Annotated in this window: 16 protein-coding genes; 7 read left to right on the top strand and 9 right to left on the bottom strand. The window is 63.2% G+C overall.

Annotated elements, in window-relative coordinates; all coding sequences use genetic code 11:
- Positions 1-11 precede the first annotated feature (11 nt).
- A complete protein-coding gene (locus tag FJ443_RS15895) occupies positions 12-800 on the bottom strand; it encodes a methyltransferase domain-containing protein (protein ID WP_140565863.1) in 789 nt (262 codons plus the stop codon).
- A 153-nt stretch (positions 801-953) separates the two neighbouring features.
- On the opposite strand from FJ443_RS15895, the gene gloB reads away from it, so the two are divergent.
- Both gloB and FJ443_RS15885 read left to right on the top strand, forming a co-directional pair.
- Positions 954-1,721, top strand: coding sequence for a hydroxyacylglutathione hydrolase (gene gloB / locus FJ443_RS15890; protein WP_140625650.1), 768 nt, complete (start codon positions 954-956; stop codon positions 1,719-1,721).
- A 23-nt stretch (positions 1,722-1,744) separates the two neighbouring features.
- On the top strand, positions 1,745-2,185 hold the full coding sequence (locus FJ443_RS15885) for a cupin domain-containing protein (protein WP_140513900.1): 441 nt from the start codon (positions 1,745-1,747) through the stop codon (positions 2,183-2,185).
- Between the two features lie 15 nt (positions 2,186-2,200).
- On the opposite strand, the gene FJ443_RS15880 is transcribed toward FJ443_RS15885, so the two are convergent.
- From FJ443_RS15880 to FJ443_RS15870, 3 genes are read right to left on the bottom strand one after another with little or no spacing between them, the layout of a single operon-like run.
- Positions 2,201-2,875 (bottom strand): lysoplasmalogenase family protein, encoded by a 675-nt coding sequence (locus FJ443_RS15880; RefSeq protein ID WP_140664825.1) that lies wholly within the window; start codon positions 2,873-2,875, stop codon positions 2,201-2,203.
- Positions 2,872-3,807 carry an EamA family transporter gene (locus FJ443_RS15875; protein ID WP_140664822.1) on the bottom strand — a complete coding sequence of 312 codons (936 nt, stop codon included), beginning with the start codon at positions 3,805-3,807 and terminating at the stop codon, positions 2,872-2,874. Before FJ443_RS15875 ends, FJ443_RS15880 begins: the two co-directional genes overlap by 4 nt.
- Before the next feature lie 27 nt (positions 3,808-3,834).
- Entirely contained in the window at positions 3,835-4,623 is a 789-nt protein-coding gene (locus FJ443_RS15870; RefSeq protein WP_140500767.1) for a DUF3108 domain-containing protein, read from the bottom strand.
- Positions 4,624-4,874: 251 nt separating this feature from the next.
- On the opposite strand from FJ443_RS15870, the gene rpmB reads away from it, so the two are divergent.
- The 3 genes from rpmB to FJ443_RS15855 all read left to right on the top strand — a co-directional run bounded on the left by rpmB (position 4,875) and on the right by FJ443_RS15855 (position 6,702).
- Complete coding sequence (gene rpmB, locus FJ443_RS15865) at positions 4,875-5,171, top strand: 50S ribosomal protein L28 (protein WP_140500766.1); 297 nt, start codon at positions 4,875-4,877, stop codon at positions 5,169-5,171.
- A 163-nt stretch (positions 5,172-5,334) separates the two neighbouring features.
- Entirely contained in the window at positions 5,335-6,018 is a 684-nt protein-coding gene (locus tag FJ443_RS15860; protein WP_140500765.1) for a queuosine precursor transporter, read from the top strand.
- 3 nt (positions 6,019-6,021) lie between these two features.
- Positions 6,022-6,702 (top strand): hypothetical protein, encoded by a 681-nt coding sequence (locus tag FJ443_RS15855; RefSeq protein WP_140500764.1) that lies wholly within the window; start codon positions 6,022-6,024, stop codon positions 6,700-6,702.
- Positions 6,703-6,789: 87 nt separating this feature from the next.
- Here the strand turns inward: FJ443_RS15855 and FJ443_RS15850 are convergent, their stop codons facing one another.
- The 4 genes from FJ443_RS15850 to FJ443_RS15835 all read right to left on the bottom strand — a co-directional run bounded on the left by FJ443_RS15850 (position 6,790) and on the right by FJ443_RS15835 (position 11,455).
- Positions 6,790-7,818: an esterase-like activity of phytase family protein gene (locus tag FJ443_RS15850; RefSeq protein WP_140500763.1), complete on the bottom strand. Its 1,029-nt coding sequence runs from the start codon at positions 7,816-7,818 to the stop codon at positions 6,790-6,792.
- Positions 7,815-9,713 carry a cobaltochelatase subunit CobT gene (gene cobT / locus FJ443_RS15845; RefSeq protein WP_140525765.1) on the bottom strand — a complete coding sequence of 633 codons (1,899 nt, stop codon included), beginning with the start codon at positions 9,711-9,713 and terminating at the stop codon, positions 7,815-7,817. The genes FJ443_RS15850 and cobT overlap by 4 nt, the downstream gene beginning before the upstream one ends.
- Before the next feature lie 11 nt (positions 9,714-9,724).
- A complete protein-coding gene (gene cobS, locus FJ443_RS15840; RefSeq protein ID WP_140500761.1) occupies positions 9,725-10,711 on the bottom strand; it encodes a cobaltochelatase subunit CobS in 987 nt (328 codons plus the stop codon).
- Positions 10,712-10,834: 123 nt separating this feature from the next.
- Positions 10,835-11,455 (bottom strand): J domain-containing protein, encoded by a 621-nt coding sequence (locus FJ443_RS15835; protein ID WP_140664820.1) that lies wholly within the window; start codon positions 11,453-11,455, stop codon positions 10,835-10,837.
- 183 nt (positions 11,456-11,638) lie between these two features.
- Here FJ443_RS15835 and FJ443_RS15830 point away from each other — a divergent pair, with 183 nt between their 5' ends.
- Complete coding sequence (locus tag FJ443_RS15830) at positions 11,639-11,941, top strand: BolA family protein (RefSeq protein ID WP_140560160.1); 303 nt, start codon at positions 11,639-11,641, stop codon at positions 11,939-11,941.
- Positions 11,942-11,996: 55 nt separating this feature from the next.
- On the opposite strand, the gene FJ443_RS15825 is transcribed toward FJ443_RS15830, so the two are convergent.
- Entirely contained in the window at positions 11,997-12,803 is an 807-nt protein-coding gene (locus FJ443_RS15825; protein ID WP_140664817.1) for an alpha/beta hydrolase, read from the bottom strand.
- Between the two features lie 341 nt (positions 12,804-13,144).
- Here FJ443_RS15825 and FJ443_RS15820 point away from each other — a divergent pair, with 341 nt between their 5' ends.
- Positions 13,145-15,094 (top strand): PrkA family serine protein kinase, encoded by a 1,950-nt coding sequence (locus FJ443_RS15820; protein ID WP_140500854.1) that lies wholly within the window; start codon positions 13,145-13,147, stop codon positions 15,092-15,094.
- The last annotated feature ends 16 nt before the right edge of the window (positions 15,095-15,110 follow it).

Below are 15,110 nucleotides of genomic sequence, written 5' to 3'. Positions count from 1 at the left end.
TTCTGGCATGATCACGAAGGTGTCATTCGCGGACCCGGCGATGTCGTGGCCCCGGTCTCTATTCGCCGGCCGAGCCGCGTTGCTGCATGCGGCGAAAGCACCGGCACGAAAACCCGTCGGGAAGCGCGCTGGGCGGCCGGCACGCCCTGATAGAGCCGCTTCTGCGCCTCGACCACGATGACGCCGGAAAAGATCGGCCACAGCCGCCGGCCGGCGCGCTCCACCATATTGTGGAAGCGCATCATGAAACGCCGCCGCGATGGCGGAAAGAACAGGGCGTCGGACCAGGCGGCGGGCGTGAAATTCGCCTCGCGCAGCAACTCGGTGAGCTGACCGCGCGAGAACGGCCTGCCATTGCCAAACGGCGTGTGCTCGAACCGCGCCCAGACGCCGCGCCGGTTGGGCACGACGATGACCACCCGGCCGGCCGGCGACAGCACGCGCCAGATCTCGTTCAGCGTTTCGCGCGGGTTTTCGACATGCTCGAGCGAATGCACGAGCAGCATGCGGTCGATGCAGGAATCGACCAGCGGCAGTTCCTCGTCGAAAACCAGAGCCGTCGCCGTCGGTCCCGCCGCCGGCCAGACCACGGCGCCCTGCGTCGCCGGCATGAAGGCGAACACCCGCTCGGCGTCGCTGCCGAACCGTTCCAGCCAAGGCAAGGTGTAGCCGAGCCCGACAAGCCGCTCATTGGGCACGGTGGCCCATATCGATGACAAGGCCATGGTGATCGAATGCTCGGCGAAGCGACCGAGCGCTGTCGAATAGAAGGAGCGGAGATCGACGATGTCGGAATGCATGTCAGGGATGTAGCCGCGATATCGGCGGGTTTCAACAAAAGGCCGCGACGTCCCGAGATCCCGGATGTCGAATGACATCCTGACATTAGTCATCTCCGGGATGACATCCGCGCGTCGGCGTCCTATGTCTGCGGCGAAAGATGGAGAGATGCGATGGCGGTCGAAATCGAACAGTTCATGTGCCGCAGCGACAATTTCGGCGTGCTGGTGCATGATCCCAAAAGCGGTCAGACCGCGCTTATCGATGCGCCGGAAGAAGCGGCGATCCTGGCTGCGGTCAAGCGCACCGGCTGGACGCCGACGATGATCCTGACCACGCATCACCATGTCGACCATGTCGAGGCCAATCTGGCGCTGAAGCAGCGCTTCAAGCTGCGCATCGTCGGTCCCGAAGCGGAAAAGGCCAGGATCCCCGGCATTGACGACACGGTCGAGGACGGTTCGGTCCTGCATCTCGGCGAGGAACGTATCGAAGTGATCGCCACCCCCGGCCACACCGCTGGCCACGTCTCCTATCACCTGCCGGCATCGAAAGTGGCGTTCACCGCCGACACGCTGTTCGCGCTCGGTTGCGGGCGGCTGTTCGAATGCAAGCCGCCGGTGATGTTTGAATCCCTGAAGAAGCTCGCGGCACTGCCTGCCGCGACCGTGATCTATTGCGGGCACGAATACACGCTCGCCAACGCCCGTTTCGCGCTGAGCGTCGACCCGACCAATTCGGCATTGAAGGAACGCGCGGCAAAAATTGAAGCGCTGCGCGCCGATAACAAGCCGACGCTGCCGACCACGATCGGCGAGGAATTGTCGACCAACCCTTTCCTGCGCTGGCATGATCCGGCAATCCGCAGGCATTTCGGCATGGAGAAGGCGTTGGACGTCGAGGTTTTTGCCGAGATCCGCAAGCGCAAGGATAATTTCTAGGCCAAGCGACACTGGTCGAAACCATGACGAGTTCCGCAGAAATCATCGCCATCCTTGGCATGAAGCCGCATCCGGAAGGCGGCTGGTACACGGAAACCTTTCGCGACGGGGGCGGCGGAGCTCGAGGCCACTCGACGGCGATCTATTTTCTGCTGGAGCAGGGCCAGGTTTCCGCCTGGCATCGCGTCAGGGATGCAGCCGAGGCCTGGCACTTCTACGCCGGCGCGCCGCTGGCGCTGTCGATATGGGAAGAAGGCGGCCCAAAGGCTAACCGGGTGATCGAGCAGGTGCTCGGCATCGAGCTTGCGGCCGGCGAGCGGCCGCAAATCGTCGTGCCGGCGGGCTGGTGGCAATCGGCGCGCAGCCTGGGCGAGTGGACCCTGGTCGGCTGCACCGTGGCGCCGGGCTTCGACTTTGCGGCGTTTGAACTGGCGGAGCCTGGTTGGCGGCCTAAACAGCTCTGACGCAGCCGGAAACCCTTAGCGCAGCAGGAAACCAAGCGTGATCACGAGCTGCGCGGCGTAGTAAAGCACCCAGACCGCCAAACGCATCCAGGCGCGATGTGGCGAAATGGCGGCCGCCAGGAAGCGTTCCGTGGCCAGCAGCGCGTCGGACGCCATGAACAGCACGGCACCGCCGATAACAGCGGCACTGCTCGTCGTCAGCGCCGAAATGCCCATGGCGAGGATGGCCGCGACATAGCCCGCGATCGGCGCTCGCAGGGCCGGGCCGACGCGGCGCCACAGCGCCGCCAGCATGAGAATAACGAATACCGCCATCGCAAGTGCGATTGCCGCGCGCCAAGGTTGGGCCCCCAGCACTCCCATCCCCCCGCCGCTGCGCAGGAACAGCACGACGTAGACGATATGCGCGGCGAGAAAGCTGCCCAGCCCGCCCAGAAACATCTTTTCGCCATCCCGCGACAGGAAGGCGTCGCCGATGGCGCTCAGCGCAAGAGCGGCGACCAGTAGCAGCGGCCCGCCCTGCATCGCCGCCAGCACGGCAAGCATGGCCACGGCGAGCGTTTTTGCCGCCGAACGGGCGAGCGTCGGCGCCATGCCTGATGTGAAGGCGTAGACAACCGCCGCCACCAGCGAAAAGATCAGCGTCGCATTGGCGTTGGCATCGATGCCGCCTGGAAACGGCATCGTCACGCCCGGGCTCCGCCTTCGGATGCCCCGGCTCCGTTTTCGGATGCCCCGGCTCCGCTTTCGGAAGCAGCGGGCTTGCGCAGGAACAGCGACTTTGCCGCAAGTGCGGCCCCCCCGGTGATGAGCACGCAGGCCGCGACAATGCGCAGCGACGGCTCGGCGACGCCGGCCGCGATCAACACCAGCGTCGACAGGAGCGGCGCGGCATAGCTTGCCGCGCCCAGCACCTGGATGTTGCCGCGCTTGACCCCGACATCCCAGGCATAGAAGGCTGCCCCCACTGGCATCAGGCCGAGCCCGAGCACGGCAAGCCATTGCCCGGCACTCGCGGGCAGCACCGTCTCTTCCAGCGCCAGATGGCAGGCAAGCGACAACAGCGCGGTCGCCGCGCAGAACCAAGTGACGATGCTGGTCGGCACTGACGGGAAACGCCGCGACAGGAGCGAATAGGACGACCACAGCACGGCGCAGACGGCAGCCATGGCGTAGCCGAAGGCATAGCGCGCGTCGAAGGCGAGGCCGCCGCCCTTGGTGACGATGAGGACGGTGCCGGCAAGGCCAAGCAGCGCGCCGACGATATGGTTCCAGGCCAGCCGCTCGCCCGGCATCAGCGCCGAGCCGAGCACGATCAGCAGCGGCCACAGATAGGCGATCAGACTGGCCTCCACCGCCGGCGCGTTGCGCAGCGCGGTGAAGTAGAAAAAGTGGTAGCCGAAAAGGCCGGCAATGCCGATCACCCAGACCTGGCGAGGTATCCTCTGGCTTTTATCCGCGGCCGGCATGAAAAGGCGCGCGAAAAGCCCGACCCCGGTGCCGATCGAGAAGGTGATCGCCGACAAGAGGAACGGCGGCACCTTGCCGGATGCGTCCGTAAGCAACGCCAGCAGTGCCCACATGGCCACGGCCGAAAAGCCGATCAGTGTCGCGCGCCCCATTCTGTCTCCAGCGGCGCGCGTGGCGCCTTATTGTATTGCTTCGAAACGCCTGGCGCTGATGGTCAAGGTGCCGATCTGCGTCCCGACCGTCGCGCGGATCGGCGCATATACCCCGGTTTGGCCGAGCGGCGCAAATGTCACCATTATGCGGCTTTTGTTCTTGAGGTAGTTGAGCGCCTTGCGGCCCTTGCGGTAGCCGGCCACCGGCTCGAAACCCATCCGGCATGTGACGGTGTCGCCCTTGTAGCCGGGCACCGAGATCGACCCTTTTGAAGCGTAGCTCAGCGTCAGGTTGGCGCGCATCTCGCCGTCATACAGCCTCACGGTGCGGCCGCAGACCTTGTCGAGGCTGCCGGCATGGATGACGGTTGCCGCCATCGGATCGAGCACCGATGCCAGGTCGCCGGCGCCAAGCGGCACCCAACTGTCGGGATCGCGCTTTTCCGGCGCGGGAACGACCGTCGTCGAGATGACGTTGCCATTGGCAAAACGAATGTCGATGGCGGAGGCTTTCTTGCCGGAAGTGTAGTCCGCGCGGAACGCCTGCGGCACCATCTTCTGGCCCGAAATCGTACCCTTGGACGAGATCGTGCCGCGCGTGTCATCGAACAGCTTGGCGAGACCGGCCGCGGAAACGCTGCCGTCGATCGAGTAGACGCCGTTCTCATAATGGCTTGAAAAGCTTGATTTCGCGATAGAAAGGCCCAGAAACGACACTGTGTATTCGCCCCTGAAGGACTGCGGCGAGGCGGCCGTCGCAGGCGACGGCGAGGCGACGGCCAGCGCGGCGGCAAGGGCATGGGGCAAGCGAAGCATGGCGCGATCGGATCCTTGATTTCAACCGGAGGCGGACAACTCCGGTCTGGCATGTCCCTATGGAACCGCTTATACGACGAATTCCGGCCTTAGTATGAAATGCCGCTGGGCCAGGCTGGAGCTTGACGCATGGGCGAAATGCAACTATGGAACGCCAACTTTTTCCATAAGGCCGCTTGACCAGAACCGCGCGCCACCCGGCGTGGGCACGAAGGTTTGGCAGGTCCCCGAGAGAACTGAAGGTTAGAACCATGTCCCGCACCTGCGAACTCACTGCCAAGGCAGTCCAGACCGGCAACAATGTGAGCCACGCCAACAACAAGACCAAGCGTCGCTTCCTGCCGAACCTCGTCAATGTGACGCTGATTTCGGAAGCGCTGAACCAGAATGTGCGCCTGCGCATTTCCGCCAACGCGCTGCGTTCGGTCGAGCATCGCGGCGGTCTCGACGCCTTCCTGGCCAAGGCTGACGTCAAGGAGCTGTCGCAGCGCGCGCGCCTCTTGAAGAAGCAGATCGCCAAGAAGCTCGCCGAGCAGGCTGCCGCGTAAACTGCCTTCAGGCGGGGGACAACCGCCCTGGCCAACCTCTTGTTGGCCTTGGACATCGGGTCGCCGTCCGCAAGGCGGTTTCGGAAATCCGATGCTCGAACAAAGCGAGCGCGATCCGGTTTCGGCATGACGCTCCGCTGGTTCCATTACCCAGGATAAAAAAATGACTTCCTTCTCGCGATACCTGCCCTTCGTGGCCGCCATGGCGCTTGTCGTCGTGGCATCGAATATCCTCGTGCAGTTCCCGATGCAGGGTCGGATCGGCGGCTTGTCGCTGGCCGACCTGCTCACCTGGGGCGCGTTCACCTACCCGTTCTCCTTTCTGGTCACGGACCTTGCCAACCGCCGCTACGGGCCTGCCGTGGCGCGCCGGATCGTCTTTGTCGGCTTCATGACGGCGGTGGTCTGCTCGGTCCTCGTGCCGCCCTTCCTGTTCCGCCATGGTTTCATCGAGTTCGAGACCGCCGCCGACCGGCTGGTGCGCATCGCGGCGGCGTCCGGCGCGGCCTTCCTCACCGCGCAATTGCTAGACGTGACCGTGTTCAACCGTCTGCGCCGACAGAGCTGGTGGCGGGCGCCGATCGTCGGCACGCTGGTCGGCTCGGTGTTCGACACCGTCGTGTTCTTCAGCGTCGCTTTCTCCGCGGCTTTCGCCTTCGTTGGCCCAAGCGACAGTTTTGCGCTGGAAACGGCGCCGCTGATGGGCGTGCTGCCGGTCGAGGCCATGCGTTGGGTCTCTTGGGCGCTTGGCGACCTCAGCGTGAAGCTGATCATCGCCGTCGTGGCACTGATCCCCTATCGGCTGCTCGCCGCCCGCTGGAGCCAGCCGGCTGTTGCTGCGGTCTAGGCCGTGATTCCCTGGATCCAGCTGGACTCCGCGAAAACCCCGGATGGCGCGCAGGAGCTTCGGCTCAAGCGGCGCGGTTCCGAATTCTCGATCATGCTGGGCACCAACGAGTTGATGAACAGCCGCCTCAGCGGCTCGGAAGAAGCGTTGGCCAGGCTCTCCTGTCGGAGGATCGCCGGCCGCAGACAGCCGAGAATGCTGATCGGCGGGCTTGGCATGGGTTTTACGCTGCGCGCCGCTCTCGCCGAGTTGGGCGAGAATGCCGAAATCACTGTCGCGGAGTTGGTGCCGGCGGTCATCGCGTGGGCGCGAGGGCCGATGGCCGAACTGTTTGGTGGCTGTCTCGACGATCCGCGCGTCATCGTCCGGGAGGCCGATGTCGGGCAGTTTATAAGATCCCGGCCCGCGGTCTGGGACGCCATCCTGCTCGATGTCGACAACGGCCCGGACGGCATCGTTCACAAATCCAACGACGCGCTGTACAGCCTGCAGGGTCTGGCGGCAGCGCGCACCGCACTGAAGCCCGGCGGCGTGCTTGCCGTGTGGTCGCAAGGGCCGGACAGCGGCTTCACCCGGCGGCTGAAGCAGGCAGGTTTCGCGGTCGAGGAGGTGAGCACGCGCGCCAACGGCAAGCGCGGCGCGCGTCATGTCATCTGGATCGCCACCAACGGCTCGCGACCCTGAGCGGACGCCGTCATTTGATGAATAGCCGACCAAATCGAAGCCGGCGTTGAATACCTTCAACTTCAGCTTCGCAGTTGGAGCGCCAAATCAGTCCTGGTGCAAAATGAATTCCAGATAGAGATTGCGCTGCAGGATCGAGTGGTTGTCGTCGGAGATCAGCGACACCATCAGCGCGCCGTCTTCGCGCTTCCAGACGTCGAGCCCTTCCATATTGTCGATCTGGTAGCCCATATCGGCTTCCAGCAGCACCGGACCGTCGGCGACCGCGCCCTTCTCCACGGTCTCGCCATCAATGCGCCGCAGCCGCATCTTGAGACCTCCTGCCATCGTGAAACTGCGCTCCAGCAGCAGAAGGTCGCCATCCGGCAGGAAAGCCCCATCGGTGATATCGAAATCGCCGTTGCGCTTGACGGTGAAGACGCCCTTGTGCGGACCTTCGATGATGGCGGCATAGATGTTGCCGGCCTTGTCCAAGCTCTTTTCCGACACCACGACCAGGCCGCCTTGGTGGCGGCCATTGGCATTGGCGTGGGTGACGGTCTCGAAGCCTCGGTTCCGGCGCAGCTCCCATGCCGGAACCAGGAAATCCATCTGCCTGAACGGCGCCTTCATATCGTCGGGGCCAATTTTGAACTGGGCGACGCGATGGTTGCGCTCGAAACCCACGGTGGCAATGCCGTCCTTGACGGAAAGCCCCTCGGCATCGACTTCCGATTTCTCGTCGATCGGCTGGCCCGATGCATCGACCATCTGTTCCATGCGGAAGTCCCCGATGCCTGACGGGCGCTTGTCCGCATCATGGGTCACGGTGCCGAAGAACCAGAATCCGGTATCGGCGACGCCGACGAAGTCGCGACCGCCTTTCAGGAAACGGAAGGCCGACAGCGCGCCGAAATCGCGCGACGGCGACGTCATCTCCAGCCCGCCGACGAATTCGAGCGGACCGAATTGCTTGTCGGCACGGCCTATACGGAATTCGGTGATCGGGCGGGCTAAGACCTCGACCGGTTCAACCGAGGTCGCGCCGGCCGAACTGGATGGCACCGGGGCTGCACCGGCAAACAGGGCGATGGCGGCGAAAAGTGCTTGTCGAAATCCGCCGTGCGAAAAGATCATCCGGCGCGCCGCATGCCGCCGCGCCGCGTATCGCGTGCGCTTTCCTCGGCGAACAGCGAAGCCAATTGCTCGGTCATGGCGCCGGCCAGTTCCTCGGCATCGACAATGGTGACGGCGCGCCGGTAATAGCGGGTGACGTCATGGCCGATGCCGATGGCAAGCAGCTCGACCGGCGAGCGCGTCTCGATCAGCTCGATGACGGCGCGCAGATGGCGCTCGAGATAATTGCCCGGATTGACCGACAGTGTCGAATCGTCGACCGGCGCGCCGTCGGAGATCATCATCAGGATCTTGCGCTGTTCGGGTCGGGCGATCAGCCGGTTATGCGCCCACAGCAGCGCCTCGCCGTCGATGTTTTCCTTGAGCAGGCCCTCGCGCATCATCAGTCCGAGATTGCGCCGTGCCCGCCGCCAGGGATGGTCGGCCGACTTGTAGATGATGTGGCGCAGGTCGTTCAGCCGGCCCGGATTCGGCGGCTTGCCGTCCTTCAGCCACTTCTCGCGGGCCTGCCCGCCTTTCCAGGCGCGCGTGGTGAAGCCCAAAATCTCGACCGAAACGCCGCAGCGTTCCAGCGTGCGCGCCAGAATGTCGGCGCAGGTGGCGGCCACGGTGATCGGCCGGCCGCGCATGGACCCCGAATTGTCGAGCACCAGCGTCACCACCGTGTCGCGGAATTTGGTGTCGCGCTCCTGCTTGAAGGACAGCGGCTGCATCGGATCGATGACGACGCGCACCAACCGTGCCGGGTCGAGATAGCCCTCTTCCAGGTCGAAATCCCACGACCGGTTCTGCTGCGCCATCAGGCGGCGCTGCAAACGGTTGGCCAGCCGGCCGACGACGCCGGACAGGTTGGCGAGTTGCTTGTCGAGGAAAGCGCGCAGCCGGTCGAGTTCTTCTTCCTCGCAAAGCTCCTCCGCCCCGACCGTCTCGTCGAAAGCTGACGTGAAGACCTTGTAATCGATCTCCTTCGGCAGGTTGGTGAAAGGGTTGTCATTGCGGCGCGCCTCGCCGGGCGTCTCGGCATCGGCATCGTCATCGTCGGACAAATCGTCGGCAGTGGCGTCGGAGGCTTCGGTCTCGGCCGACTGCTCGTCGTCAGCGGAAGCCTCGGCATCCTCGGACTGCGACTGTTCGGAGCCGGAATCGTCCTCGCCGCCTTCCTCGCTCTGTTCCTCGCCTTGCGGCTGGTTATCGTCATTGTCCTCTGAGTCTTCGGTCTCCTGATCGTCGCCGAGTTCCTCGGCCATTTCCATGGAGGCGAGCATATCGCGCACGACGCGGGCGAAGGCCTGCTGGTCGTCGAGCTTGGACGACAGCCCGTCGAGGTCGGCGCTGGCCTTTTCCTCTACCCAGGGGCGCCAGAGCTCGACCAGCCGCTCGCCGCTCTTGGGGATCGGCCGGCCGGTCAGCTTCTCGCGCACCATCAGCGCCAGCGCCTCCTCGATCGGGGCGTCGGCCTTGTCCTTGACGTCGACGAGATTGGCCTTGGCGTATTTGTCCTCCAGCATCGAGCCTATATTGTCGGCGACCCCTTGCATGGCGCGGCTGCCGATCGCCTCGACGCGCGCCTGCTCGACCGCGTCGTAGATGGCGCGGGCCGCCTTGCCTTCCGGCGCCAGTCTGCTGTGGATGCGCACGTCATGGCAGGCGCGCTTGAGCGCCATGGAATCGCCGAGGCCGCGGGTGATGGCTATGTCGGTCTTGGACGCCTTCTTGGGCAATTCCGGCAGCCGGGCGCGGCTGCCTGCGAGCGCCGGGCGGTCCTTGGCGAAGCCGACTTCCAGCTCCTTGTCGCCGGCGATGGCGCGCATGCAGACGGTGACGGCGCGCTTGAAGCTGTCGGCTTCAGAGCCCGTCTTCGACTTGTTGCGCGTATTGTCGCCCGGACCCGCCATCGAGGCTCTGCTTAGCCCAGCACCACATTGGCGGCGCTCTCCGGCAGATCCTCGCCGAAGGCGCGCTGGTAGAACTCGGCCACCACCGAGCGCTCCAGTTCGTCGCATTTGTTGAGGAAGGTCAGCCGGAACGCCATGCCGATATTGCCGAAGATCTCGGCATTCTCGGCCCAGGTGATGACGGTACGCGGGCTCATCACGGTCGACAGATCGCCATTGATGAAGGCCGAGCGCGTCATGTCGGCGACGCGCACCATCTTGTTGACGATGTCCTTGCCCTTGCCGTCGCGATAGTGCTTGGCCTTGGCCAGCACGATGTTCACCTCGTTATCGTGCGGCAGGTAGTTCAGCGTGGTGACGATCGACCAGCGGTCCATCTGCGCCTGGTTGATCTGCTGGGTGCCGTGGTAGAGGCCGGTGGTGTCGCCCAACCCGACCGTGTTGGCGGTCGAGAACAGCCGGAACGCCGGATGCGGACGGATGACGCGGCTCTGGTCGAGCAGCGTCAGCCGACCAGACGATTCCAGCACGCGCTGGATGACGAACATCACGTCCGGCCGGCCGGCGTCATACTCGTCGAAGCACAGCGCCACATTGTGCTGGTAGGCCCAGGGCAGGATGCCGTCGCGGAATTCGGTGATCTGCAAGCCATCCTTGACCACGATCGCGTCCTTGCCGACGAGGTCGATACGGCTGACATGGCTGTCGAGATTGACGCGCACGCAAGGCCAGTTGAGGCGGGCCGCGACCTGCTCGATATGGGTCGATTTGCCGGTGCCGTGATAGCCCGAGACCATGACGCGCCGGTTGTAGGCGAAGCCGGCGAGGATCGCCATCGTCGTCGCCTTGTCGAAAAGATAGTCGGGATCGATGTCGGGCACATGTTCGCTGGTGACCGAATAGGCCGGCACCACCATCTTGGAGTCGAAGCCGAATTTGTCCTTCACCGACACCGTGGTGTCGGGCAGGTTGGCGATGTCGCGATCGACCTTGTTCATCTCTATCCACGTCTCCACGGGCGAAACGACTGATTTCGCCGGCAATCGATTTTCTCCGGGGGCGGTCTTAGAGCCTTTTCCACCCTTATGAAAGTTGGAAAACGACACGAACCGTTGGGTCGCTCAGCACAAACCCGCCTGCTTGAGCACGCGATAGGCCTGGAGCACATCGCGGAACCGGTCTTCCGAACCTCTGTCGCCGCCATTCGCATCCGGATGGTGACGCTTCACCAGTTCCTTATAGCGCGCCTTGATCTCCTTGCCAGTCGCCTTTGTATCAAGGCCAAGCGTTTCCAGCGCCTTGGCCTCAAGCGGCTTGGCCTTGCGCTCGCGCACCTCCCGGGGATCCTTCGGCCCCTTGAACAGGTCGAACGGGTCGCGCATCCGGTTGTAGTAGCCGGCGCGGCCGGAGCGCATCTGCGCCATATCGGGAGACGAGCGCGTCGAGGCGCCGTTGACGCCCATCTTCCAGGTCGGCCGATGGCCGGTCATCGCCTCCTTCTGGAAACGGGCGACCTCGGTGTCCGGAACGCCGGAAAAATAGTTGAAACTCTTGTTGTACTCGCGCACATGGTCGAAGCAGAAGCGGAAATACTCGCCCTCCTTCATGCGCCCGACCGGAGCGCGATGGGTGCCCGCCTCCTTGCAGCCATCCCACTGGCAGATCGGCGCGTGCGACTTCAGCTCCGCGTCCTTCTCCTGGCGGATGCGGATCTTCTCGAAATATTTGGGATACGGCTTCATCTAACCCATTTATGGGGCGTTCGCAGATGCGAAACAAGAATTGACATTTTCGCGATGATCGCCCTAACCGCTGAATCGCGGCATAAAGCAGGCGAAGGACCGATTTTGTTGAAGCGCGACATGCAACGAAGTCGGTTCGGCTTCCGCGATCCCGCTGGCGATATGTGGTGAAGGGAGACGGCAATGTCCATACAGGCAACCATGGAAGACAAGTTGAGCAAGGCATTTTCGCCGGAGCGGCTGGTCGTCATCAACGAAAGCCATCTGCACGCCGGCCATCATCATGTGGAATCCGGCCACCAGGCTACGTTCGACGGCACCGGCGAGACGCATTTCCGCGTCCGCATTGTTTCGCAGGATTTTGCCGGCATGAGCCGCATCGAGCGCCACCGCGCGGTCAACGCGCTTTTGGCCGACGAATTGAAGGCTGGCCTGCACGCGCTGGCGATCGAACCGGCGGCTCCCGGCGAAAAGACGCGCTGGTAGGCCGGTCCTCCTCGCTCCTCGCGGTGACGTTCAGAGCTCCGTTTCGATGCCGCAATCACCCAACCGCCGATTTCAGGAATGCCAGTGCCGCCCCGGTCAAGGCGTCGCCATCCTCGCCGAAATCGCGGTTGATCGACATGTGCGTATAGGCGCTGCCGTCGAACAGCGTCACCTTGGTGCCGGTGGCGCGCAAGCGCTCGGCGAACGCCTTGGAGTCCCCGTCCCGGCCCGAAGCGCCTGAGTAGGCGATGAAGGTCGGTGGGTGCTTGCGGCCATCTACATAACTGGCCGGCGACAACGCCGCCCATTGCGCGGGATCGGGGAAGGCCCGCGCATAGGCCCCCGCCATGCCGCCATTCCTGGCAAGCGCGGTGAGGTCATAGGCCCTGGTGTCGTCGAGAAGCAGCGCGGCGACACCCGGTAGACCGCCACGCATGCCGGTCAGCGCAACGAGGTGGCAACCGGCCGAATGGCCCATGGCCACGATCCGCCTGGCATCGCCGCCATGCCGGGCAATGTTGGCGCGGACATAGGCATAGGCCTTTTCGACATCGTCGGCCTGGGTGGCGACCTCCGCTTCGGGCAGCATGCGATAGTCGATGGAGACCAGGCAAAACCCGTTGGCGAGCAGGAAGGCCGGCTTCGCGTTGACCTGCGAGCGCTTGCCGGAGCGCCAGGCGCCGCCATGGACGAAGAAGACGACCGGCAATCCGCGTGCGCCATCCGGCGCATAGATATCGAGCTTGGCCGGCCCGTAATCGAAGGTTGTCGGCACGGGTTGGCGCTGGCCCCATGCGGCCGATGTGCCCAATGGCAACATCGCCGCCGCGGAGACCAGAATAAGGCCTCGTCGATCGATCATCGCAATCTCCCGATCGTTGGGCCCGATATGTAGACGAGGAATGCCCGCACGCACCACGAGCATCCCGTTAGACTTGGGAGTGCTCAACGATCTGATTCAACACCGTACCAGCCGCATCAATGCACTCGCTTTGCCGTTCGGTTCACGAAATCGATATTTGCCCTTGACGGTCTCCTCTGGCCATCACCACCTGAGATATCAGACGAGCATTGTAACTGTGTGCTGTCCAAGTTCGATGCAGATACACGCTCTCTCTCCAATGTGGAGGGAACCACAATGCATCCCGGTAGTTGAATGAGATGAGCCGGGCGGCAGCCAGAATGGCTCTGAGGGCAACCATCATGGGTGAGAACCAGTCCGACGTCTTCGATCTGTTTTCGGAGATTTATGCAAACGCGGGCCAGGAGGAAATAAGCCTCCAGCAGTATCTCCTTGCCTGCCGGGAAGACAAGTCAATGTATGCCTCGGCGCCGGAACGGATGGTCGAGGCAATCGGCGAGCCGAACCTGGTCGACACCAGCAAGGACGAGCGGCTCGGCCGCATTTTCTCCAACCGCACGGTCAAGGTGTATCCCACCTTCTCCGATTTCTACGGAATGGAGGATACGATCGAGCGCATCGCCGGCTATTTCCGCTATGCGTCCCAAGGGCTCGAGGAGCGCAAGCAGATCCTCTATCTCCTCGGGCCTGTCGGCGGCGGCAAGTCCTCCCTGGCCGAACGGCTGAAGAAACTGATGGAGGAACGCCCGATCTACACGCTTAAGGCCGGCAATCAGATCAGTCCGATTTTCGAATCGCCGCTCGGCCTGTTCCATCCCGATCGCATGGGCGACCTGCTGGAGGACAAATACGGCATAGCCCGGCGTCGCCTCAACGGCATTATCTCGCCCTGGGCGGCCAAGCGGCTTGATGAATTGTCTGGCGACATTTCCAAATTCAGCGTGGTGAAGTTGATGCCCTCGCGGCTGCGCCAGATCGCTATAGCCAAGACTGAGCCTGGCGACGAGAACAATCAGGATGTCTCGGCTCTGGTTGGCAAGGTCGACATCAGGCAATTGGAGGATTTCAGCCAGTCCGATCCGGACGCTTATTCCTACAGCGGCGGGCTGAACCGGACCACGCAAGGCCTGCTCGAATTCGTCGAGATGTTCAAGGCGCCCATCAAGGTCCTGCATCCGCTGCTGACGGCGACCCAGGAAGGCAGCTACAACGGCACCGAGAATTTCGGCGCATTCCCCTATCAGGGCATCATCGTTGCCCATTCCAACGAATCGGAATGGCAACAGTTCAAGAACAACAAGAACAACGAGGCCTTTCTCGACCGCATCCTCGTGGTCAAGGTGCCGTATTGCCTTCGGATCACCGAGGAGAGGCATATTTACGAGAAACTGTTGCGCGAGAGCGAGCTGGCCGGCAGCCCCTGCGCACCTGAAGTGCTGGATATTCTCAGCCGGTTCACGGTCTCGACCCGTCTTGCCGAGCACGACAATTCGCCGCTCTACACCAAGATGCGCGCCTATGACGGCGAAAACCTCAAGGAGGTCGACCCCCGGGCCAAGTCGGTTCAGGAATATCGCGACGCCGCCGGCGTCGACGAGGGCATGACCGGCGTAAGCACGCGCTTCGCCTTCAAGATCCTGTCGCAGACATTCAACTACGACACCAACGAGGTCGCGGCGGATCCCGTGCACCTGATGTACATCCTGGAAGAGGCGATCAAGCGCGAGCAGTTCCCAAAGGAGACGGAAGCGAGCTATCTCGAATTCATCAAGTCGGAACTGGCGACGCGCTATGCCGAGTTCATCGGCCACGAGATCCAGAAGGCCTATCTGGAATCATACAGCGAGTATGGCCAGAACCTATTCGACCGCTACATCGCCTATGCCGATGCCTGGATCGAAGATCAGGACTACAAGGATCCCGATACGGGCCAGATCCTCAATCGCGAGATATTGGACAAGGAGTTGTCGCAGGTCGAAAAACCGGCCGGCATCGCCAACCCCAAGGATTTCCGCAACGAAGTGGTCAAGTTCACGCTGCGTGCCCGGGCACGCAACCACGGCCGCAACCCGTCATGGACAAGCTACGAAAAGCTGCGCGAGGTCATCGAGAAGCGCATGTTCGGCCAGGTCGAAGATCTTCTGCCGGTGATCAGTTTCGGCTCCAAGCAGGACAGCGTCACGGAAAAGCGGCACAATGAATTCGTGCAGCGCATGGTGCAACGCGGCTACACCGAGCGGCAGGTACGGCGGCTGGTCGACTGGTACATGCGCGTGAACAAGGCGGGCTGAGAAAAGCCCGGATGGT

Origin of the sequence: Mesorhizobium sp. B2-6-1 (genome assembly GCF_006440475.1) — a bacterium.
Classification (GTDB): Bacteria; Pseudomonadota; Alphaproteobacteria; order Rhizobiales; family Rhizobiaceae; genus Mesorhizobium.
This window is presented reverse-complemented; position numbering and strand designations above follow the sequence as displayed.